Here is an 18,951-nt window from a genome sequence, read left to right as displayed (position 1 = left end):
GAACGGTATCAATCAATCATCCGTATGCGTCAACTGCGGAACGTCGGATGCGCCTGCCGAACCACGACCCGAGAGTGACGGGTTCTCCATGAAGAAGCGGTGGCAGTTGAAGGCGAAAACCCCTTCCTCGACCGGTGCGCGGGTAAAGCTGCCGTCTGCCGCCATCACCCAGCTTTGTGCGATATCGGCCATATTCGCGGCCATGATCTGGCTGACGATCTGGGCCTTGACCGTGGGGTTCTTGATTTCGACCAGTGTCTCGACCCGCCGGTTGAGGTTGCGCCCCATCCAGTCGGCGGAACTGATATAGACCTTCGCCTTTTTGGACGGCAGCGTATTGCCGTTGCCAAAGCAGACAATGCGCGAATGTTCCAGAAACCGGCCGACAATGGATTTCACGCGGATATTTTCCGACAGGCCTTTGACACCGGGCCGCAGCCCGCAAATGCCGCGCACGACAAGGCTGATTTTCACGCCGGCCTGACTTGCCGCATATAACGCGTCGATCACGTCGGTTTCGATCAATGAGTTCATTTTGGCCCAGATCACTGCGGGCTTGCCTGCCTGCGCGTTCTCGGCCTCTTTCGCGATACTGTCTAACAAGCTCTGCTTGAGCGTGAGCGGTGAGATCGACAGGTTCTGTAACCCCTCCGGCTGGGCGTAACCCGAAAGATAATTGAATACCTTGGTGGCATCTCGGCCCAGATCGGCATCGCAGGTGAACAGGCTCAGGTCGGTGTAGATGCGCGCGGTAATGGGGTGGTAGTTTCCGGTGCCAAAGTGGGTATAGGTCACCAGTTTGTCACCTTCGCGCCGGACCACTGTGGAGATCTTGGCGTGGGTTTTGAACTTCAGAAACCCGTAGACAACATGCGCGCCCGCGCGTTCCAGTCGCCGCGACTGGCGGATGTTTGCGGCCTCGTCGAAACGGGCTTTCAGCTCGACCAGCGCGGTAACCGATTTGCCGTCTTCGGCGGCCTCACAAAGCGCCTCGACGATGGGCGAGCGTTTGGAGGTGCGATAGAGCGTTTGTTTGATCGCCACGACATTTGGATCGCGCGCGGCCTGTGTCAGAAAGCGCACCACCATGTCAAAGGTTTCATAGGGGTGATGCAGCAGCATGTCCTTTTGCCGGATTGCGGCGAACATATCGCCGTCATGATCCTGCACACGTTCCGGCACACGTGGTGAAAAGGTTGGCCACAATAGATCAGGACGGCTGTCCAGAACCAGTTCGCCCAGATCGGCGATCCCGATCAGGCCGTCGACCTCGACCACGGTATCTTCGGTCACATGCAGTTCCGACATGATCAGTGTTTTGAGCGCTGAAGGTGCGCCAGCCGAGAGTTTCAGGCGCACAACCTCGCCACGCCGGCGCCGTTTCAGGGCGGTTTCAAACTCGCGCACAAGGTCTTCGGCTTCGTCTTCCAGTTCCAGATCGCTGTCGCGCAGGACCTTGAAAGCGCAACTGCCCTTCATCTTGTAGCCGGGGAAAAGCCGCCCGATATGCAGCACCAGAAGCTCTTCTAGCGGCAGAAAGCGGTGCCCTGTTTCGGCGGGCAGTGCCACAAAGCGGGCGATTTGCGCGGGCACTGGCAGAAGTGACCGCAACTGGCGTTTGTCGCTGGGCCGCTCAAGCTGGAGTGCCAGTGCGAAACCCTCGTTGGGCAGAAACGGGAACGGGTGTGCGGGGTCAATCGCGAGGGGCGAAAGAACCGGAAACACCTGTTCCAGAAACACGTCTTCAAGATAGTTGATGTCATCGTCGCTGAGGGCTGCGCGGTCCAGAATATGGATATCCTGTTCGGCCATCAGCGTTTGCAATTCGGTAAAGACCGTTTGCTGGCGCGTCATCAGCGCGCGCGCGGAAATATCGATGTCCACGAGCTGCTCGGCCGGTGTCAGGCCGTCAAGGCCAGGGGTCACATTCCCCTCATTTGCCAATTCGCGCAGGCCGGCGACGCGCACGGTATAGAATTCATCAAGGTTGGTGGCTGAAATCGACAGAAACCGCAGCCGCTCCAGCAAAGGCACGCGCGGGTTTTCCGCCTCTTCCAGCACGCGCCAGTTAAAGCCGATCCAGCTCAGCTCGCGGTTCACGAAACGCGCGGGGCTTTCTGGGTCAATATCGAGTGTCGTGGGGGCGGGGTATGCCCCTTCTAAGAAATTTGCGTCGATCATGAAGGCCTTTTGTTCCGCATTTATTGCGGCAATATGACAAGTATTGCGGGCTTCGTTACATTTTGTCCAGCAGCTCGGCGGCGAGTGCCTTGTTGATCTTGCGACCCTGCGCCAAGGCGGCCGTATCCAGACGGGCGACGATCTCGGCGGCGGCCGCATAGGACCGTTCGATACGGGTGGTCAGATACTGGACCAGATGGGGCTGCGGGTTGATCTGCCGGTCAGAAAAGAGCTTCATGATCAGCGCCGATAGCAGCGCATCGTCGGGGTTGGTGATTTGCACAACGGTGGTCGCCTGCATCCGGCTGGCCAGATCAGGCAGGGCGATAGACCAGCGGCTTGGCGGCACATGCGACGTGAGCAGCAAAGTACCGCGCGCATTGCGCAGATTGTTGTGAAGGTGGAACACCGCTTCCTCGGCCAGGGTCGGCAGCCCCTCGATATCTTCGATGATAACCGTTTTCGCGTCGGTCCGGAAATCAGCGCCAATCGTTGCGGCCTCAACCAAGACCGCGTCATTCTGGCTTTGGAACACGCGCGCCAAATGGCTTTTGCCACTGCCTGTCGGGCCGATCAGGGCCAGTTTACGCTCTGGCCATGTCTCGGGCGTGTCTAGCATGGCATAGGCCTGCGCGTTCGCCTCGGAGACAAAGAAATCATCAGGCCCCAGCGCAACACCCGTTGGCCAGTCGAAAGCGAGCTGGTCTGACATTCAGTCGTCCTCGGATTTGCCGCGATAAAGGAGGCTGTCTTTGTATTGGGCCAGACCCCAGCGCGCGACAACACCGATCATTGCGGCAATGGGTACGGCCACCAGCATGCCGACGAACCCAAAAAGTGTTCCGAACACGGAAAGCGCAAAGAGCAGCCACACGGGGTGGAGGCCGACGGACCCGCCGACAAGTTTCGGCGTTAGGATATTGCCCTCAAGAAACTGGCCCAACCCGAAGATGCCTGCCACAATTCCGATGCGTAGCCAGTTGGTGCCATAGGCTATCGTGTCGCCATCCGGCACCTCGACACTGCCCCAGAACTGGAACAGCGCCAACCCGACGGCCAGAGTGCCGCCGACCAAGGCGCCGACGTAAGGAATGAAGGTGATCAGACCGGCGATGAAACCCACGATCAGGCCAAAGTTCAGCCCCGCCAGCATCAGCGCCACGGCATAGTAGGTGCCCAGCACCAGACAGACGGTGCCTTGTCCGCGAATGAACGAGGCCAGCGTCGCGTCGATATCGCGGGCCAGTTGGCGGATGGTATCAACGTGGTCGCGCGGCAACATGCTGTCGATCTTGGCGGTCATATTGTCCCAATCGAGCAGCATATAGACCGCCACAACCGGCACGATGACCAGCAAAACGATGATGTTGATGAGCCCGAGAGCGGACGAGAGCAGCCCGTTGATCAGCTCACCGCCGCGCGACTGGATCGCCTCGCCAATTGTCAAAAGCTGCTGATAGGCCACGCTTTGGTTGTCCATCAGCTGCGGGAAGCGCTCGGTCAGCCCCGTGCGCAGGCGGTCAAACAGCGCGGGGGCCGTTTCAATCAGCGATGCGGTTTGTTGCACCAGTGTCGGGATGACCAGCAGGATCAGCAAGATAAAGACGAAGAGTGCGACCAGCGTGATAATAGCGACAGCAGCAATGCGGCTACATCCCAGGCGCTCAAGCCGGTCCGCGATGGGATCAAGGCAATAGGCAATTGCCCCGCCCAGCACGAAGGGGAGGATCACATCGCCCAGAAACCACAAAGAGACCAGAAACACCGCTGTCGCGATGCCCCAGTATTTCGCTTGTTGTCCGACAGGAAGTGCCATGGATCATCCGTAATTGCTTGATCCATAGATGCGATGTGTCGCGCCGTGACGCAAGACCCGGCCATCAGAAACTGATCTGCCCCGAAATCATCACACTGCTTGCGAGGGGCACCGCAGCGGATTAAACCCTCACCCAACACTTGTCTCCGAAAAGGTCAAACCCATGCGCATGAGCCGCTATTTCCTGCCCGTTCTCAAAGAAACGCCCCGCGAGGCGCAGATCGTCAGCCACCGCTACATGTTGCAGGCCGGCATGATCAAACAGGCCAGCGCGGGCATCTATTCATGGTTACCGCTCGGCTTTAAGGTGCTCCGCAAGATCGAGAATATCGTGCACGAAGAACAGGCGCGTGCGGGGCACATCGCAATCCAGATGCCCACGATCCAGTCGGCAGACCTGTGGCGCGAAAGTGGTCGCTATGATGCCTACGGCGAAGAAATGTTGCGGATCAAGGACCGTGGCGGGCGTGAGATGCTGTTCACACCGACGGCTGAGGAACTGGTGACGGATATCTTCCGCGCCCATGTGACCAGCTATAAAGACCTGCCACTGACGCTGTATCAGATCCAGTGGAAATTCCGCGATGAGGTTCGCCCGCGCTTTGGCGTCATGCGGGGCCGTGAATTCTATATGAAAGACGGCTACAACTTTGATCTGACCAAAGAAGACGCGCTGCACGCCTACAATCGCCATCTTGTCAGCTATCTGCGTACCTATGAACGCATGGGCCTGCAAGCGATCCCGATGCGCGCCGATAGTGGCCCAATCGGTGGCGATGATACGCATGAATTCCTTGTGTTGGCCGATACGGGCGAGTCAGAGGTCTTCTATGACAGCGAGATCACTGAACTGAAGTTCGGCGACCGCGAGATTGATTATGATGATCACGCCGCTTGTCAGGCAGTGCTTGAGGAATTCACCTCGCGCTATGCCCGCACCGATGAAACCCACGATCAGGCGCTTTTCGATGCGATCCCGGAGGAGCGCAAGCGCACGGCGCGCGGGATCGAAGTGGGGCAGATCTTCTACTTTGGCACCAAATATTCCGAGGCAATGGGCGCTTTGGTCGATGATGGCAAGGGCGGCAAGGTACCGGTTCATATGGGCAGCCACGGCATCGGCGTGTCGCGCCTGCTGGGTGCGATCATCGAGGCAAGCCATGACGACAAGGGCATCATCTGGCCTGAGGGTGTGACGCCGTTCCATTGCGGGATCGTGAACCTGAAAACCGGTGATGCCGAGGCGGATGCCGCTTGCGAGTCGCTTTACGCGTCGCTGTCAGCGCTGGGCCTTGAACCGCTTTATGATGACCGTGACGAGCGGGCAGGGGCCAAGTTTGGCACCATGGACATGATCGGCCTGCCTTGGCGCATCACCGTAGGGCCACGCGGCCTGAAGAACGGTGTGGTTGAGCTGACCAGCCGCCGGACAGGCGAGAGCGAAGAACTGCCCCCCGCAGAGGCCGTGGCGAAAATCGCCAAGATTTACGAGGGAATTGCGTGAGCTTGTCCGACGTCGACTGGACATTGATCCCCGCACCTGCTGATGATGGCAAGGCGGCGCATCTTGAAGGTCAGTCGCTGCCGGATGTGACCCTGAAAGCCACCGACGGCCCGGCAATCACGCTCGGCGACTTGCGCGGTGTGACCGTAATCTATGTCTATCCGATGACGGGCCGCCCTGACCGTGACCTGCCCGAAGGCTGGAACGACATCCCCGGTGCGCGGGGGTGTACGCCACAGTCCTGTGCCTTCCGCGATCACTTCGCCGAATTGCAGGCCTATGGCGTGGATAACCTCTTTGGGCTTTCCACGCAGGACACTGGCTATCAGACCGAGGCGGCCGAACGCCTGCACCTGCCGTTCGCGCTTTTGTCTGATGCCGATCTGGCATTCGGCAAGGCGCTTGATCTGCCGGGCATGGAAGCGGACGGCAAGTATCTGCACAAGCGCCTGACGATGATTGCGCGTGACGGGGTCATTGCCAAAGTATTCTATCCGGTGTTCCCACCCGATCAGGATGCGGCGAATGTGATTGATTGGCTGCGGACACACGCGGAAGAACGCGCATAGCGCGGATTGCGCATTAACAGCGCTGCCGAAATTTGCTAATTTGCCCCAAAACAAAATGCGTTGAGGCAGCAGATGACAATGATTTCCCGCAATTGGGTGCTGGCATGATCAGGGTCCTCTGTTTGATCGGTGGGCTGAGTGGTGCCGCTGGCCTGTCGCAATACCCTGAATTTTCGCAGCAATACCTGCAACGGCTGGCCGGTCAGGTGGATGAGCTCACGCGGCAGGTTGTGGACTTCGACGAAACCGCCCTTGCCGATGGCATGGGGCGCGAAGAAATGCTGCAGGCGATGGCAGACACCCCGCTCGTGGCCTCGCAAGAGGCGCTTTGGCGCCGGACCTTTGCCCGTCATGCGCGGCTGAGCGAGAACCTGATGGTCTTGCGCGCGGCGACCCCGTTGGAGCGACTGACATTGCCGCACCGCATGGCTGATCCTGCGACGCTTGCTGCGGTCTGGGATGATTTCACACCGGCTGTGCCGCTGAGCGTGGCGGGGGCCGCCTCTGCCGGAACAGGTTTCTTGGGCGGCTGGGCCGGTTTCGCGATATTGGCGGCGTTCATTTCCATGCCGTTCCGCCGCGCAAAGCCCGTGCCCGCGACCAAGAAGCGCCGCGCGCCAGTGATCAAGGCCGACCCGCCTGTGACGCGTCCGACGCTTGTGGCGGAAACGCCGCCCAACAGGCCACGACTTGCGGGCGTACAAAGATAAGCGCGCACCCGCTTGACCATTGCGCCTCCGCGCACCACCTTGCGGCAAACCCAAGCAGGAGCATTTATGGCCGAGGTCAGGACAACACGTCCCTTTGCAAAATTCGAATGGATGATCGCGTGGCGCTATATCCGCGCCAAACGTGCCGAGGGCGGTGTCAGCGTGATGACATGGATCAGCCTGATCGGTGTCACACTCGCGGTGTTTGCGCTGATTGCAACGCTGGCGGTGCGTTCGGGCTTTCGCGCCGAGTTTATTGACACAATCGCGGGGGCCAACGCCCATGTCAGTGTGGTGATGCCGCGCGGGGTGATCACGGATTTCGAGCAGGTGGCTGATAATATCCGCGCGGTAGACGGGGTGCGGACCGTCGCGCCGCTGATCCGCGGGCAGGCGATGGCGTCGGGTCCGTCGGGGCGGATCGGGCTGGCGGATATTCACGGCATCCGGCTTGAGGATCTCAAAGCGTCAGACGCCATTGTGCAAAGCGAACGCACCTCGGGCAATATCGACGACCTGCCGAACGGGATTGCGATTGGCTCTGCTTTGGCGGCGAACCTTGGCCTTGATATCGGGGACCGGATTGAATTGACCACGCGCTCGGGCGCGTCCACACCCATGGGGCAGGCCACACGGCGCAATGCCTATGAGGTGGTTTATATCTTCTCGACGGGCCGCTTCCAGATTGATGAAGTACGTGTCTATCTGCCCTTTGACGTCGCACAGCTGATCATGAACCGTGACGGTGTCGCGGATGAGTTGGAAATCAGGCTGGACGATCTGAACCAGTCAGAGGTTCTCAAGCAAGAGATCGCAAATGCCGCGGGCCCCGGCATGTGGGCCTATAGCTGGCAGGACCGCGTCGGGCGTTTTTTGCGCGCGCTGACGATTGAGGACAATGTGATGTTTATCATCTTGTCGATCCTCGTGCTGGTGGCGTCGATGAACATTATCAGCGGGCTGATCATGCTGGTGAAAAACAAGGGGCGCGATGTGGGCATCCTGCGCACTATGGGCCTGACCGAAGGGTCGATCCTGCGGATATTTTTCATCTGCGGCGCGGGAATTGGTACGATCGGGACTGCGCTGGGCGTGATCCTTGGCTGCCTTTTTGCCATCTACATCGACACGATTTTCAGCTTTGTGAACTATGTCGCGGGGGGCGGTGTCTGGGATCCCTCCATCAGGGGGATTTACAATATCCCCGCAGAATTGCGGCTTGTTGATGTGCTCAAAGCGGTGTCGCTGTCGTTGGGCCTGTCGTGGATTATCACGATCTTTCCCGCGCGCCGTGCCGCCCGGATGAACCCTGTCGAGGCGCTGCGCTATGAGTGATTTCACACTACAGGTCGCGGACCTGACGAAAACCTACAACGCCGGCAAACCGAATGAAGTGCGTGTGCTGCAAGGCGTTTCATTGAACGTCAAACCGGGTGAAGTGGTGGCGCTGGTCGCCCCGTCTGGTGCGGGGAAATCCACCTTGCTGCATATCGCTGGCCTCTTGGACACGCCCGATCACGGCACCGTGCAGATTGAGGGCACGGATATGACCCGCCTGTCTGACCGCAAACGCACCGCAGTGCGCCGGTCAACCGTGGGGTTTATCTATCAGTTCCACCATCTGCTGCCGGAGTTTTCAGCGCTCGAAAACATCGTCCTGCCGCAACTGGCTAACGGCCGTTCCGAGCACGCGGCCGAGAAACACGCGATGGCCTTGCTGGATCGTGTCGGGATCGCGGCGCGTGCCGGCCACCGTCCTGCGGCGCTTTCGGGGGGCGAACAACAGCGGGTGGCGTTCTGCCGAGCCTTGGCCAATGAACCTGCGCTTTTGCTGGCGGATGAACCGACAGGAAACCTTGACCCTGATACCTCGGATCAGGTGTTTGCCGCACTGATGAGCCTCGTGCGCGATACGGGCCTTGCGGCTGTGATTGCGACACATAACCTTGAACTGGCCGCGCGGATGGATCGTCAGGTACGTTTGAATGGTGGCGTGCTCGAAACGGCCTGAATGACCATAATCTGCGAATTGATACAAATCATGGTGGCAGGCCCTGTGCTTTTGTTACAGTCTGGACAAAACAGGAGGCTGATATGCGGTACGTCATTATTTTGCTGGCGCTGGGCCTGACGGCTTGTGTCGAAGAACCTATCGACGGGCGGACAGCCTATATGGAAAACTGCGCCAGCTGCCATGGGGCCGATGGCAAAGGCAACGGTCCGGCAGCGCGCGGTCTGGCCGTGGCCCCGCCTGATCTGACCACGATCGCTGCACGTAATGGCGGTGTTTTTCCGGTCAATCAGGTCATGAGCACCATCGACGGCCTGGACCGTGGCGCGCATTTCAGCGCTGCGATGCCGGAATTCGGCGCGGGTGATCTGGGTGAAACCGTGATCGTGGAAGAGCAGGGGTTGGGCACGCCGGTACCGATGAAACTCTTGATGCTGTCTGAATATCTGGAATCCATCCAGCAGTAACCTGCGCTAACGTTCGCGTGAAAACGGCAGATGCCGGATGCCTGCGTATCGTAACTGGGCTAATTCTATCCTCAAGCTTACAGAGGATATTTTCATGCACCGGATTTTTGCGACAGTTTTTGCCCTTGGTTTCGCCGCAAGTGCGCAGGCAGGCGAAGTGCGCTTCGACAGCGGTTGGCAAGAGCAGCGCCTGTCGCTGTTCAGTTCAAATGACTATGTTTTTGGCCAGAACCTCGGGCTGGTATCGGAAGGCGCTGTGTCAATCGCCTGGAGCCGTGTGGCGCCAGCAGATTGGGGGACGCGCGCCGCGACGTGGAACTGGAGCGTCGAACAATCCGTGCCCCCCACGGATCTGAGCCTGAAAGGCGGGGATGATCGCAACATCTCGCTCTACTTCGTGTTTGTGCCGCAAAGCATTGCGCCCAGCCTTGAAGGGGCGAATATCCGCGCCCTGCTGGGCAATGATGATGTGCGGATCATCCAATACGCCTGGGGTGGCAACCATGCGCGCGGGCAGGTGATCCCGTCGCCTTACGGTCCTGCAGGGCAGGGGGTGACGGTTGCGCTGCGGCAGGCCGGGACCGGATCGTTCAACGAAAGCGTTGATCTGGCGGCGGATTATGCCCGTGCTTTTGGCGGTGAAAAAGGGGCGCTGATCGGGCTGGCCGTATCGGGTGACAGTGATGACACCAACAGCGTGATCCGGGCTGCGATTGGTGGTCTGACACTACGCTAGTTGATTTGCATCAACGCATAAGGCGCATCCTCTGCTAGGCTGGTCCCAGCAGCATAGAGGAGACCGTGATGCGTATCTTTCCCGCGATACTGGCGTTGGGCCTTGCATCCCCTGTTGCAGCGCAGGATGCGATGCAGGGCGAGGCGCTTTTCGGCTTTTACTGCGCCACCTGCCACGGCAACGCGGCCACCGGCAACGGGCCGATGTCCCCGTCTTTGGTAGTGGCGCCCAGCAACCTGACACGGCTTGCCGCCGAGAATGGTGGCGTGTTTCCTACCGCACGTGTGATCATGCGGATTGACGGGCGTGATCCGCTGGTCAGTCATGGCAGCATGATGCCGGTTTACGGGGACTTCTTTGAAGGTACAGATGTGGCCGCCAAGGCCGAAACAGGGCAGCCCATTCTGACGTCGCAGCCGATTGTCGACCTATTGGCCTACCTGCAATCCCTCCAGCAGGAGTAAGGCATATGCGGTTTGCGGCGTGGTGCCTGCGATCTCGAGGATCAGCTTGCGGCGCACGGCGTTGGTGAATTCGGGCCCCGAAAACGCAGGCATGACGAACGCATTCGGGCCACCGATAATGTTTTCCTCGTAAAGCTGCGGGAGCGGATTGCGCATGATATCGCCGCCGCGCAGGATTGGCAGGGCGTTGATCGTGATATTATTGGCGACCACCTGATCGCGCGCGTCGGTGATGGCAGGGCCATAGGAATTGGCCATCGTGTCACCCGAAAAGTCGATCACGCGGCGGAAACCCCTGATATTATTACCCTCTATCTGCTCCATCCCGTACAGCAGTGCCGATCCGATGGCATTGCCACCGCGCGCCTGACGCGGCGGGCCAATGAGGGCGTTGGCAAAGGCGGTGGCGCTGTCCATATCCGTGATCACGGTCCATCCGACGACGGTCGCTTGGGTCGCGGCCCACTCGACATACGTGACGGCGATGGAGCCGTAGAGCGTGTTCTGAATGGCCGAAACAACCGCCGGATCGGTGATCGCTGTGGCATAGGATTGGCGCTGGAACAGCAGCTCGTCGGCGTCGATTGAGCCGGAGGCATCGGCAAGCAGGACCAATTCGAGGTCTGTTTCAACCTCTTGTGCGGCCAATGGAGAGGCGAGGAAAAGGGCAAGAATCAAATAGCGCATAAGGGGGAAATAGGGCGGCGTGACGCAAGGGAAAGGGGCGTATGTTTTGCGTACACAAGCTGTACACAAGGCGTATGTACACAGGGGCACGGTTGGGCCCCCCCTGCCAGTTTGGCGATGCCTCTCACCAAACACCCCGCCCGGCACCGCCGGGCAGCGCCCGACCTCCCCCCGGAGGGCGCTTTTGCGACGGTGGGGGTGTCATGACCGTTGCGTGGTTTGAGGGGATAGTTTGTCGTCGTGCGGGAGCAAATGGGGTCGAGATTGGACGCGACCTTTGTGGTGTAATCTAAACGGCTATACGTTTGGACTTTGGCATTAATTGGTGTGGCTGCGACGCCTCTCTACACACTAATGATATCGCCTGGCGTGACTTTTCGAGAGACTTTATCAAAGTTGAATAGATATTGAATTCTGTAGAGCTTCTTTTTTGAGGAAATCATGTATCATATCAAGAACACCTTGAAGCTCCTCCGGAGCAAACCTTCAACTTACCTTATCATTCACTATTCCTCTCAATCACTTTTTGATGAAGTTGAGAACGCTTATTCACCAAGGATTACGTCCATCGTGGTGATGTTTTTTGAAAACAGACAGACTACGAATTTTTCTCTACATGCCATTGCTGAAGAACTGGATATTCCAAGGGAGAATGTTGAGGAGGAATACGACCAGATTGAGAAAGCATTACTAGAGCGGTTCTTTGGCTTCGCCCAGAACCATTTTGACAAATGCTGGCTGCATTGGAATATGAGAAATACGGTGTTTGGCTTTGAGCATTTGGAGCATCGTTTCAGGGTACTTGTAAAAAAAGAACCACCAACGATTCCTTTTGATAATCGTGTAAACGTGAGCGATATTTTGAAGTACAATTATGGTCCTGACTATGCCCCCGATCCTAGAATGCTAAAGCTGATGGAAATAAACGGTACAAGAGACCCTCGGTTTCTCACTGGGGAAGAAGAAGCTTCGGCTTTTGGTAGGAAAGAATTTATTCGAATGAATAGTTCTACTATTTCGAAGGTTGAGTTTTTTCGGTATGTCTTGGAGCGTGCTTCTAAGGGCAAGCTCAAAACGGCAGGGCGGTCTTTGCCGGTTAGAATGGACAGGGCACTGGAAAGCAGACCGGCGAGGGTAGTGGCATTTATTTCTGCAATGATCGGAATTCCTGCTGGTTTATTCGCTTTGTTTTCCTTGTTCTAAGTCAAACATCCAACTCCTCCACAAACCGTGCGTTTTCCTGAATATACTGGAACCGCAACTCCGGCTTTTTTCCCATCAGACGCTCGACCAGATCGGCGGTGTCGCCCGGCACATCGTCATGCACGGTGACGCGGATCAGTTTGCGGGTGGCGGGGTCCATGGTGGTTTCTTTAAGGTCCTTGGCGTCCATTTCGCCCAAGCCCTTGAAGCGTTGCACGTCGATTTTGCCTTTGCCGCCAAGGCCTTTGGCCATGACCGCCTCTTTCTCGGCGTCGTCGGCCACATAGACGCGGCGCGCGCCTTGCGTCAGGCGGTAGAGCGGCGGGCAGGCCAGATAGAGGTGGCCGTTGTCGATCAGGGGCCGCATCTGCGTGAAGAAGAAGGTCATCAAGAGCGACGCGATATGTGCGCCGTCGACGTCGGCGTCGGTCATGATAATGATCTTGTCGTAGCGCAGGTCGTCAATGTTGAATTTCGTGCCCATGCCGACACCCAGCGCCTCGCAGAGGTCGTTGATTTCGGCGTTGGTCGTCAGTTTCGATGACGCTGCCCCCAGCACGTTGAGGATTTTCCCCTTGAGCGGCAAGAGCGCTTGATTGACGCGGTTGCGCGCGCCTTTGCCTGATCCGCCCGCGCTGTCGCCCTCAACGATAAACAATTCGGTTCCCGCGCGGTCTTTCGACGTGCAATCCGTCAGCTTGCCGGGCAGGCGCAGTTTCTTGGTGGCGGATTTGCGTGCGGTCTCTTTTTCCTGACGACGGCGCAGGCGTTCTTCGGCGCGCAACACCAGAAAATCAAGGATGGCACCCGCGGATTTCGTGTCGTTGGCCAGCCAGTTGTCAAAGTGGTCGCGCACCGCCCCTTCGGTCATTTTGGCGGCAATTTCCGAGGACAGGCGGTCCTTGGTTTGCCCCACAAAGGCAGGGTCGCGGATAAAGCACGACACCAGCGCGCAGCCGCCCGAGGTCAGGTCCTCGCGGGTGATTTGCGCGGCTTTTTTGTTGTTTGATAGCTCGCCATAGGCTTTGATCCCTTTCAGGATCGCGGCCCAGAAGCCGCTGACATGCGTACCGCCTTCGGGCGTGGGCACGGTGTTACAGTAGGACTGGATGAAACCGTCGCGCACGGGCGTCCAGTTGATCGCCCATTCCACCTTGCCGGGTTCACCGAATTTTTCGTTAAAGTCCACGGTGCCGGCAAAGGGTTTGTCGGCGTAGGTGGATGCGGTGCCCAGCGTTTCCTTGAGGTAGTCCGACAGGCCGCCGGGGAAGTGGAAGGTCGCCTCAAGCGGGGTTTCCTTGTCGTCGATCTCGGACTTCCAGCGGATTTCGACACCCGAAAAGAGGTAGGCCTTGGAGCGGATCGAGGCAAAGAGGCGGGCGGGTTTGAACCGCTGGCTGCCAAAGATTTCCGCATCCGCGTGGAAGGTTACCGTGGTGCCGCGCCGGTTTTGCGTGGGCCCCAGTTTTTGGACAGGCCCCAGCGGGATGCCACGTGAAAACCGTTGTTCGTAAAGTTCCTTGTTGCGCGCGACCTGCACGACCATGCTGTCGGACAGCGCGTTGACCACCGACGCGCCCACACCGTGCAGACCACCCGAGGTCTGGTACGCTTTGCCCGAAAATTTGCCGCCTGCGTGCAGCGTGCAGAGGATGACTTCGAGTGCGGATTTGTCGGGGAACTTGGGGTGCGGATCAATCGGGATGCCGCGCCCGTTGTCCTTGATCGTCACCGAATAATCGGCGTGCAATTCCACCTCGATCCGGTTGGCATGCCCTGCGACGGCTTCGTCCATGGAGTTGTCCAGAACCTCGGCCACCAGATGGTGCAGCGCGCGTTCGTCCGTGCCGCCGATATACATGCCGGGGCGTTTGCGGACGGGTTCGAGCCCTTCAAGCACTTCGATGCTGTCGGCGTTGTAGTCGTCGGGGCTGGCCCCGGAGAGGAGGTCGTTGGCCATGGTACTGCTCATTTCTTTGGTTTGGGACATAATGGCAGGCAGGCGTGCGCGGGGCAATCGTGAAAGGATGCATGCGCTGCGTCCTTTGCGTGGATTGCCCCGCCATTTTCACGCGAGACGGTGATCTGACCCAGGGCGATTACCTGTTCGCCCTGTTTGGCCTACTCACCAACCGTTTTCGTTTCAAACCGCAGCCCGCTGGCTGTCCGGTTGGGGAACCCCGCCCAATATGTGTGATCTGCGGTTTCGTTTCCGTTGTCATCAACCGCCCAGACCCCATCTGCGGCAACGGGCGTCAGGGCAAAATACGCCGTATTCTCGGTGATGTCCTTGAGGTGAAGGTCAAGATAGCCTGTAATGAAGTGCTGGCTAATATTGTTCATCCGCACGTTGTCCCAAACCGCATCGGCGTAGTGGTCAAAGGGCGCATATCCGAGCGTTTCTGACACCGCATAGCTTTCCGACGGTGCGGGCATCGGCGCGCCTGCGTTGTGGTTTGCGTTCTCAAACGTCAACAGGTGACGCGTCGTGTTGACCGTGTCGTCAAAGATACCCCTGATCGCGGGATATTGTGAAACATCGTCGACGCTGCCTGCGATCAGCATCAGCGGTTTATTGATGCCTGCCCAACCGTCAGCGTCCCAGAATCCGGTATTGTTGCCCCAAGGGCCAAAAGCCACGAATGCCTTGACCCGATCGTCTGCAAGCGCGGCATGACTATCAGTGCCCATCATGTTGCGTTCCAGCAGCCCTTGGGGTGCACCCCAGCTATACTGCGTGCTGGCCTCGGTCACGCCTGCGCCTGCATAGATCAGCGCACCATAGCCCCCCATCGAATAGCCGATGATGGCAACACTGTCGTCCTGAATGACGCCACCCAGATCATCTGTCAGACCCGTCATACTGTCGATCACAAAGCGTTGGTCCCATGGCCTGTTCACCAGCGTCGAGCCAAATGCCGTCTGATCATCATATGTGCTGTCCGGATGATCGATAGAGGCCACGACATAGCCTTTGGAGGCCAGATTTTCGGCCAGTGGTGACATCAGAAACCGGTTGCCGGGGTATCCGTGCGAGATGATGACAAGCGGAAAGGTTGTGGATGTATCAGGCGCCGCATCGCGGGCGGCTTGGCCCGTTAGCGCGGCCGGGGTGACCCCGTCACGGATCAGGGCGGTATAGGTGCCGCCGGGTGTCGTGTCGGCGCTGGCCGGATACCAGATTTCGACGGTAATGTCGCGTGAGTATCGCGGCGGTGTCCCTGTTTCGGCGGTGGCGGCCACGTCAATCTGGTCGGGGTTCGTGAATGTCGCAGTTCTTACCCCGATCTTGTAATCACCATATGCTGCAAGCGCGGGCGCATCAGGGCGGATGATATCAATGCGGTTTTCGGCATGGCCTGCGGTGGCGGCCACTAGGCAAACGGCTGATGAAATTTTGCGCATTGAAACGCTCCCCTTTTGTGAATGAGAACGCAATCATAGCTGACTGCCGCATCGCGGCAATGAACAAACATTGCAGTTGGCGGATGTCGGACTATCCTCTGCCATGCAAAACGGAGGACATCATGCGCGTATTTTTCACAGGCGGCAGCGGCAAGGCGGGCCGTCATGCGATTACTTATCTGCAGGCGCAGGGCCATACGGTCGTGAATGCGGACCGTGTACCCTCAGGGCTTGATGTGTCGGAATTGCTGATTGATTTGTGTGATAGTGGCCAGGTGATTGGCGCGATGTCGCAATATGCGGATTTCCACGAGCTGGATCCGGGCACTGGTGTGCCGAAATATGATGCTGTTGTGCATTTTGCCGCCGTCCCGCGCGTGATGATTGGGACCGATGGCGAGTGTTTTCGCCAGAACACCCTCTCTACCTATAATGTGATCGAGGCGGCAGTGAAGCTGGGTATCCCCAAGGTGATCTTTGCCAGCTCCGAGACGACCTATGCTGTCTGTTTTGCCGATGGCGAACTGAAACCTGAATACGTGCCCATTGATGAAGACCACCCCACTGTGCCCCACGACAGCTATGCGATGTCGAAGGTGTGTAACGAGGTGACGGGGCGGTCGTTTCAGGCGCGCACGGGCAGCGATATTTATGCGCTGCGCATCAACAATGTGATCGAGCCGCATGAATACGCCGAACAGTTCCCCGCCTATATGGATGATCCCGCCCTGCGCCGCCGCAACATCTTTGCCTATATTGATGCGCGCGATCTGGGGCATATGGTGGATTGTTGCCTCAAAACCGATGGTCTGGGGTATGAGGTCTTCAATGTCTCCAATGATGATCTCTCGGTAGGGATCACATCAGACGAGGTGATCGAGCGCTTCTATCAAGGGGTGCCTGTAATGCGCGACATGCGCCCCGATGAGACATTCTATGCCAACGACAAGGCCAAGCGGATGGTGGGTTTTGCACCCAAACATTCGTGGCGTGAGGTTTTGGGGTGACATCAAACGCGCCGCTCTTCGCGGGCTATCTGGGGGAAAGTTACGCCGACCTTCCACCGGCTGTCCGTGACCTGCACAATGTCACTGCGCCAAGCCAGTGGGCAGGGCGTGCCAGTGTCACGCGGGGTGCGTCGCGTTGGGCGCGGCTGATTGCCTTCCTGTTCCGGTTTCCGCCTGCGACAGATGATATTGCTGTCACCGTCACCATGACCCCGCAACAGGGCGGTGAGTTGTGGCAGCGCCAGTTCGGCGCCGCGCGGTTTTGGTCTTTCCTGCGGGTGCAGGACGGGCAGATGACCGAGCGTTTCGGTCCCTTTACCTTCACGCTGGGGCTGCACGTGGCAGACGGGCAGTTGCATTTTCCAGTGCAGGCAGGGCGCGTGGGGCCTGTGCCTTTTCCACGCTTTCTTTTGCCGGTCAGTGTGGCGCGGGAATATGAAGATGCGGGGCGGTTTCATTTTGATGTGGCGCTGTCGGCCCCCATCACAGGTGCGCCGATGGTGCATTATCGCGGGTGGCTTGCACATACAGCGTGACCACAGATTGCGCGGCGAAAAATCTTCGGACTCTCCGATCAATTTTTGGCAAAGAATTGATCGCTGCGGGGCGTTGGATGCAAGCGCATTGTCGATGCGCCAAGATACCCCTACATAGGCTGCATGCGTGTTGTCCTTCCCCTTCTTGCCGCTTTGGCCGTGCCCGTCACCGCGGCCGCCCACCCGCATGTTTTTGTGCAGGCACAGGTCACTGTCGTCTTTGATGAGGCTGGCGACATGGGGATCAGACTTGATTGGCAATATGACGATCTGTTTTCGCTTCTGGTGACAACCGATCTTGGGATCGACATGGATGGCGATCTGGTCCTGACCGCGGATGAACAGGCTTTGCTCGACAGCCAGATTGCGGCCTGGCCCCCCGAATATGCCGGTGATCTCGAGGTCGCGCAGGCCGATGCGGTGCTGGCTTTGGGGGAAAAGCAGGATCATCGCATGACCTATGTTGAGGGATTGTTTGTGGAGACACACCTGCGGCCTGTGCCGGATGTTCCCGATCGCACGTCGCCGCTGCAGATACGGGTGTACGACCCCAGCTTTTACACCGCTTATGATTTGCGCCGTCCTGTGCTGATCGAAGGGCGCGATGATTGCAGTGCTGAGGTCATTCCCGCCGATATCGATGCCGCCTATGCGCTCGCTGAAAGCCTGCTTGACGGGCAAAGCGCCGATGAGATTGGCCCCGACGACTACTTCCCAGCCATTGGCGATGCGTTTGCGGACACGATTGTGGTGACATGCGCTGGCCCGCTCTGATCCTTGCCGCCTTCGGGGCGCTGGCGCTTTGGCTTTGGGGCTTTGGCGGGGCGGATCAGGTAACGCGCTATGCCAGTGCTGCCCAGCGCGATGTGCAAAACGCCATGGCTGCGGCCCTGCGCGGATTGCGCGCAGGTGAGCCGGGGGCATTGGCCACGCTTTGGGGGCTGTGTTTCGCCTATGGGTTTGTCCATGCCGCAGGGCCGGGCCATGGCAAGCTGGTGATTGGCGGCTATGGCGCAGGCACGCGGGTCCCTGCGCGGCGCTTGGCAGGGCTGGCGCTGGGTGCCTCACTGGCGCAGGCGCTGACAGCGGTGCTGCTGGTTTACGCGGCCGTCTTTGTGTTCGGCTGGGGGCGCGAACAGATGACAGGGGTGGCCGATGATGTGCTGGCCCCGCTCAGTTATGCATTGATCGGCGCAGTCGGGCTATGGCTCATGCTGCGGGGCCTGCGCCATTTGCGATCCAAGCATGACCATGCCCATGCGGGCGACAGTGACGTCTGTGCCTCTTGCGGACATGCCCATGGGCCGACAATGGAACAGGCCGAGACTGTGCGCTCCTGGCGGGATGCGATGGTGGTGATCGGCACGATTGCGGTCCGGCCCTGCACTGGCGCGCTGTTCCTGCTGATCCTGACGTGGCGGTTGGGCATCGACTGGGCGGGAATCATCGGGGCCTTTGTCATGGGTCTTGGCACCGCGAGCATTACCGTGATGGTGGCCTTCGCCGCTGTTGGGTTGCGCGAAAGCGCCTTGCAGTTGGTGCAGCACGGGGCGGTGGCGCGGACCTTGGCCTGGGCCGAGATTTTGGCAGGTGCGATTGTCGTATTGCTTGCCAGCCAATTGGTGCTGCGCAGCATCTGATTGCACTTTACCGGC

The 18,951-nt window shown here is 58.7% G+C and carries 19 protein-coding genes; 13 read left to right on the top strand and 6 right to left on the bottom strand.

Going from position 1 to position 18,951, the window contains the following annotated elements; all coding sequences use genetic code 11:
- Nucleotides 1-12: 12 nt before the first annotated feature.
- The 3 genes from B0B09_RS07905 to B0B09_RS07895 are packed head-to-tail and all read right to left on the bottom strand — an operon-like array spanning nt 13 to nt 3,997.
- On the bottom strand, nt 13-2,181 hold the full coding sequence (locus B0B09_RS07905) for an RNA degradosome polyphosphate kinase (protein WP_055294500.1): 2,169 nt from the start codon (nt 2,179-2,181) through the stop codon (nt 13-15).
- A gap of 55 nt (nt 2,182-2,236) precedes the next feature.
- Nucleotides 2,237-2,893, bottom strand: coding sequence for a P-loop NTPase family protein (locus tag B0B09_RS07900; protein WP_076659102.1), 657 nt, complete (start codon nt 2,891-2,893; stop codon nt 2,237-2,239).
- A complete protein-coding gene (locus B0B09_RS07895; protein WP_055294504.1) occupies nt 2,894-3,997 on the bottom strand; it encodes an AI-2E family transporter in 1,104 nt (367 codons plus the stop codon).
- Nucleotides 3,998-4,160: 163 nt separating this feature from the next.
- Here B0B09_RS07895 and proS point away from each other — a divergent pair, with 163 nt between their 5' ends.
- From proS to B0B09_RS07855, 8 genes are all read left to right on the top strand, one after another.
- The gene (gene proS / locus B0B09_RS07890) at nt 4,161-5,501 is read left to right on the top strand and encodes a proline--tRNA ligase (protein WP_076659101.1); all 1,341 of its coding nucleotides are present in this window, start codon (nt 4,161-4,163) and stop codon (nt 5,499-5,501) included.
- Complete coding sequence (locus B0B09_RS07885) at nt 5,498-6,070, top strand: peroxiredoxin (RefSeq protein ID WP_076659100.1); 573 nt, start codon at nt 5,498-5,500, stop codon at nt 6,068-6,070. The genes proS and B0B09_RS07885 overlap by 4 nt, the downstream gene beginning before the upstream one ends.
- Nucleotides 6,071-6,174: 104 nt before the next feature.
- Entirely contained in the window at nt 6,175-6,780 is a 606-nt protein-coding gene (locus B0B09_RS07880; RefSeq protein ID WP_076659855.1) for a DUF2937 family protein, read from the top strand.
- 66 nt (nt 6,781-6,846) lie between these two features.
- Nucleotides 6,847-8,115 carry an ABC transporter permease gene (locus tag B0B09_RS07875; RefSeq protein ID WP_076659099.1) on the top strand — a complete coding sequence of 423 codons (1,269 nt, stop codon included), beginning with the start codon at nt 6,847-6,849 and terminating at the stop codon, nt 8,113-8,115.
- Nucleotides 8,108-8,791 carry an ABC transporter ATP-binding protein gene (locus B0B09_RS07870; protein WP_076659098.1) on the top strand — a complete coding sequence of 228 codons (684 nt, stop codon included), beginning with the start codon at nt 8,108-8,110 and terminating at the stop codon, nt 8,789-8,791. The genes B0B09_RS07875 and B0B09_RS07870 overlap by 8 nt, the downstream gene beginning before the upstream one ends.
- Before the next feature lie 83 nt (nt 8,792-8,874).
- Nucleotides 8,875-9,258 (top strand): c-type cytochrome, encoded by a 384-nt coding sequence (locus B0B09_RS07865; protein ID WP_055294513.1) that lies wholly within the window; start codon nt 8,875-8,877, stop codon nt 9,256-9,258.
- Between the two features lie 94 nt (nt 9,259-9,352).
- On the top strand, nt 9,353-9,994 hold the full coding sequence (locus B0B09_RS07860; RefSeq protein WP_076659097.1) for a DUF3047 domain-containing protein: 642 nt from the start codon (nt 9,353-9,355) through the stop codon (nt 9,992-9,994).
- 68 nt (nt 9,995-10,062) lie between these two features.
- The gene (locus B0B09_RS07855) at nt 10,063-10,458 is read left to right on the top strand and encodes a c-type cytochrome (protein ID WP_076659096.1); all 396 of its coding nucleotides are present in this window, start codon (nt 10,063-10,065) and stop codon (nt 10,456-10,458) included.
- On the opposite strand, the gene B0B09_RS07850 is transcribed toward B0B09_RS07855, so the two are convergent.
- Nucleotides 10,423-11,145 carry a DUF1194 domain-containing protein gene (locus tag B0B09_RS07850; protein ID WP_076659095.1) on the bottom strand — a complete coding sequence of 241 codons (723 nt, stop codon included), beginning with the start codon at nt 11,143-11,145 and terminating at the stop codon, nt 10,423-10,425. The genes B0B09_RS07855 and B0B09_RS07850 overlap by 36 nt on opposite strands.
- Nucleotides 11,146-11,586: 441 nt before the next feature.
- Between B0B09_RS07850 and B0B09_RS07845 the strand changes: the two genes are divergently transcribed.
- Complete coding sequence (locus B0B09_RS07845; protein ID WP_076659094.1) at nt 11,587-12,348, top strand: hypothetical protein; 762 nt, start codon at nt 11,587-11,589, stop codon at nt 12,346-12,348.
- A gap of 1 nt (nt 12,349) precedes the next feature.
- Here B0B09_RS07845 and parE read toward each other — a convergent pair whose 3' ends face one another.
- Nucleotides 12,350-14,308 (bottom strand): DNA topoisomerase IV subunit B, encoded by a 1,959-nt coding sequence (parE, locus tag B0B09_RS07840; RefSeq protein WP_076659093.1) that lies wholly within the window; start codon nt 14,306-14,308, stop codon nt 12,350-12,352.
- A gap of 161 nt (nt 14,309-14,469) precedes the next feature.
- On the bottom strand, nt 14,470-15,753 hold the full coding sequence (locus tag B0B09_RS07835) for an alpha/beta hydrolase family protein (protein ID WP_076659092.1): 1,284 nt from the start codon (nt 15,751-15,753) through the stop codon (nt 14,470-14,472).
- 122 nt (nt 15,754-15,875) lie between these two features.
- Here B0B09_RS07835 and B0B09_RS07830 point away from each other — a divergent pair, with 122 nt between their 5' ends.
- The 4 genes from B0B09_RS07830 (at nt 15,876) to B0B09_RS07815 (ending at nt 18,936) form a co-directional block, all read left to right on the top strand.
- Nucleotides 15,876-16,760 (top strand): NAD-dependent epimerase/dehydratase family protein, encoded by an 885-nt coding sequence (locus tag B0B09_RS07830; RefSeq protein ID WP_076659854.1) that lies wholly within the window; start codon nt 15,876-15,878, stop codon nt 16,758-16,760.
- Nucleotides 16,757-17,296, top strand: coding sequence for a DUF4166 domain-containing protein (locus tag B0B09_RS07825; protein WP_076659091.1), 540 nt, complete (start codon nt 16,757-16,759; stop codon nt 17,294-17,296). Before B0B09_RS07830 ends, B0B09_RS07825 begins: the two co-directional genes overlap by 4 nt.
- 123 nt (nt 17,297-17,419) lie before the next feature.
- Nucleotides 17,420-18,070, top strand: a complete 651-nt coding sequence (locus tag B0B09_RS07820) for a DUF1007 family protein (RefSeq protein WP_076659090.1) — start codon at nt 17,420-17,422, stop codon at nt 18,068-18,070.
- A complete protein-coding gene (locus B0B09_RS07815; protein ID WP_076659089.1) occupies nt 18,052-18,936 on the top strand; it encodes a nickel/cobalt transporter in 885 nt (294 codons plus the stop codon). Before B0B09_RS07820 ends, B0B09_RS07815 begins: the two co-directional genes overlap by 19 nt.
- Nucleotides 18,937-18,951 lie beyond the last annotated feature (15 nt).

Origin of the sequence: Yoonia rosea (assembly GCF_900156505.1) — a bacterium.
GTDB lineage: Bacteria > Pseudomonadota > Alphaproteobacteria > Rhodobacterales > Rhodobacteraceae > Yoonia > Yoonia rosea.
This window is presented reverse-complemented; position numbering and strand designations above follow the sequence as displayed.

Excerpts from the sequence above, each read along its gene's own strand:
- B0B09_RS07905 (WP_055294500.1), bottom strand. The coding sequence starts at position 2,181 with ATGATCGACGCAAATTTCTTAGAAGGGGCATACCCCGCCCCCACGACA.
- B0B09_RS07900 (WP_076659102.1), bottom strand. The coding sequence starts at position 2,893 with ATGTCAGACCAGCTCGCTTTCGACTGGCCAACGGGTGTTGCGCTGGGG.
- B0B09_RS07895 (WP_055294504.1), bottom strand. The coding sequence starts at position 3,997 with ATGGCACTTCCTGTCGGACAACAAGCGAAATACTGGGGCATCGCGACA.
- proS (WP_076659101.1), top strand. The coding sequence starts at position 4,161 with ATGCGCATGAGCCGCTATTTCCTGCCCGTTCTCAAAGAAACGCCCCGC.
- B0B09_RS07880 (WP_076659855.1), top strand. The coding sequence starts at position 6,175 with ATGATCAGGGTCCTCTGTTTGATCGGTGGGCTGAGTGGTGCCGCTGGC.
- B0B09_RS07875 (WP_076659099.1), top strand. The coding sequence starts at position 6,847 with ATGGCCGAGGTCAGGACAACACGTCCCTTTGCAAAATTCGAATGGATG.
- B0B09_RS07870 (WP_076659098.1), top strand. The coding sequence starts at position 8,108 with ATGAGTGATTTCACACTACAGGTCGCGGACCTGACGAAAACCTACAAC.
- B0B09_RS07865 (WP_055294513.1), top strand. The coding sequence starts at position 8,875 with ATGCGGTACGTCATTATTTTGCTGGCGCTGGGCCTGACGGCTTGTGTC.
- B0B09_RS07860 (WP_076659097.1), top strand. The coding sequence starts at position 9,353 with ATGCACCGGATTTTTGCGACAGTTTTTGCCCTTGGTTTCGCCGCAAGT.
- B0B09_RS07855 (WP_076659096.1), top strand. The coding sequence starts at position 10,063 with ATGCGTATCTTTCCCGCGATACTGGCGTTGGGCCTTGCATCCCCTGTT.
- B0B09_RS07850 (WP_076659095.1), bottom strand. The coding sequence starts at position 11,145 with ATGCGCTATTTGATTCTTGCCCTTTTCCTCGCCTCTCCATTGGCCGCA.
- B0B09_RS07845 (WP_076659094.1), top strand. The coding sequence starts at position 11,587 with ATGTATCATATCAAGAACACCTTGAAGCTCCTCCGGAGCAAACCTTCA.
- parE (WP_076659093.1), bottom strand. The coding sequence starts at position 14,308 with ATGGCCAACGACCTCCTCTCCGGGGCCAGCCCCGACGACTACAACGCC.
- B0B09_RS07835 (WP_076659092.1), bottom strand. The coding sequence starts at position 15,753 with ATGCGCAAAATTTCATCAGCCGTTTGCCTAGTGGCCGCCACCGCAGGC.
- B0B09_RS07830 (WP_076659854.1), top strand. The coding sequence starts at position 15,876 with ATGCGCGTATTTTTCACAGGCGGCAGCGGCAAGGCGGGCCGTCATGCG.
- B0B09_RS07820 (WP_076659090.1), top strand. The coding sequence starts at position 17,420 with ATGCGTGTTGTCCTTCCCCTTCTTGCCGCTTTGGCCGTGCCCGTCACC.
- B0B09_RS07815 (WP_076659089.1), top strand. The coding sequence starts at position 18,052 with ATGCGCTGGCCCGCTCTGATCCTTGCCGCCTTCGGGGCGCTGGCGCTT.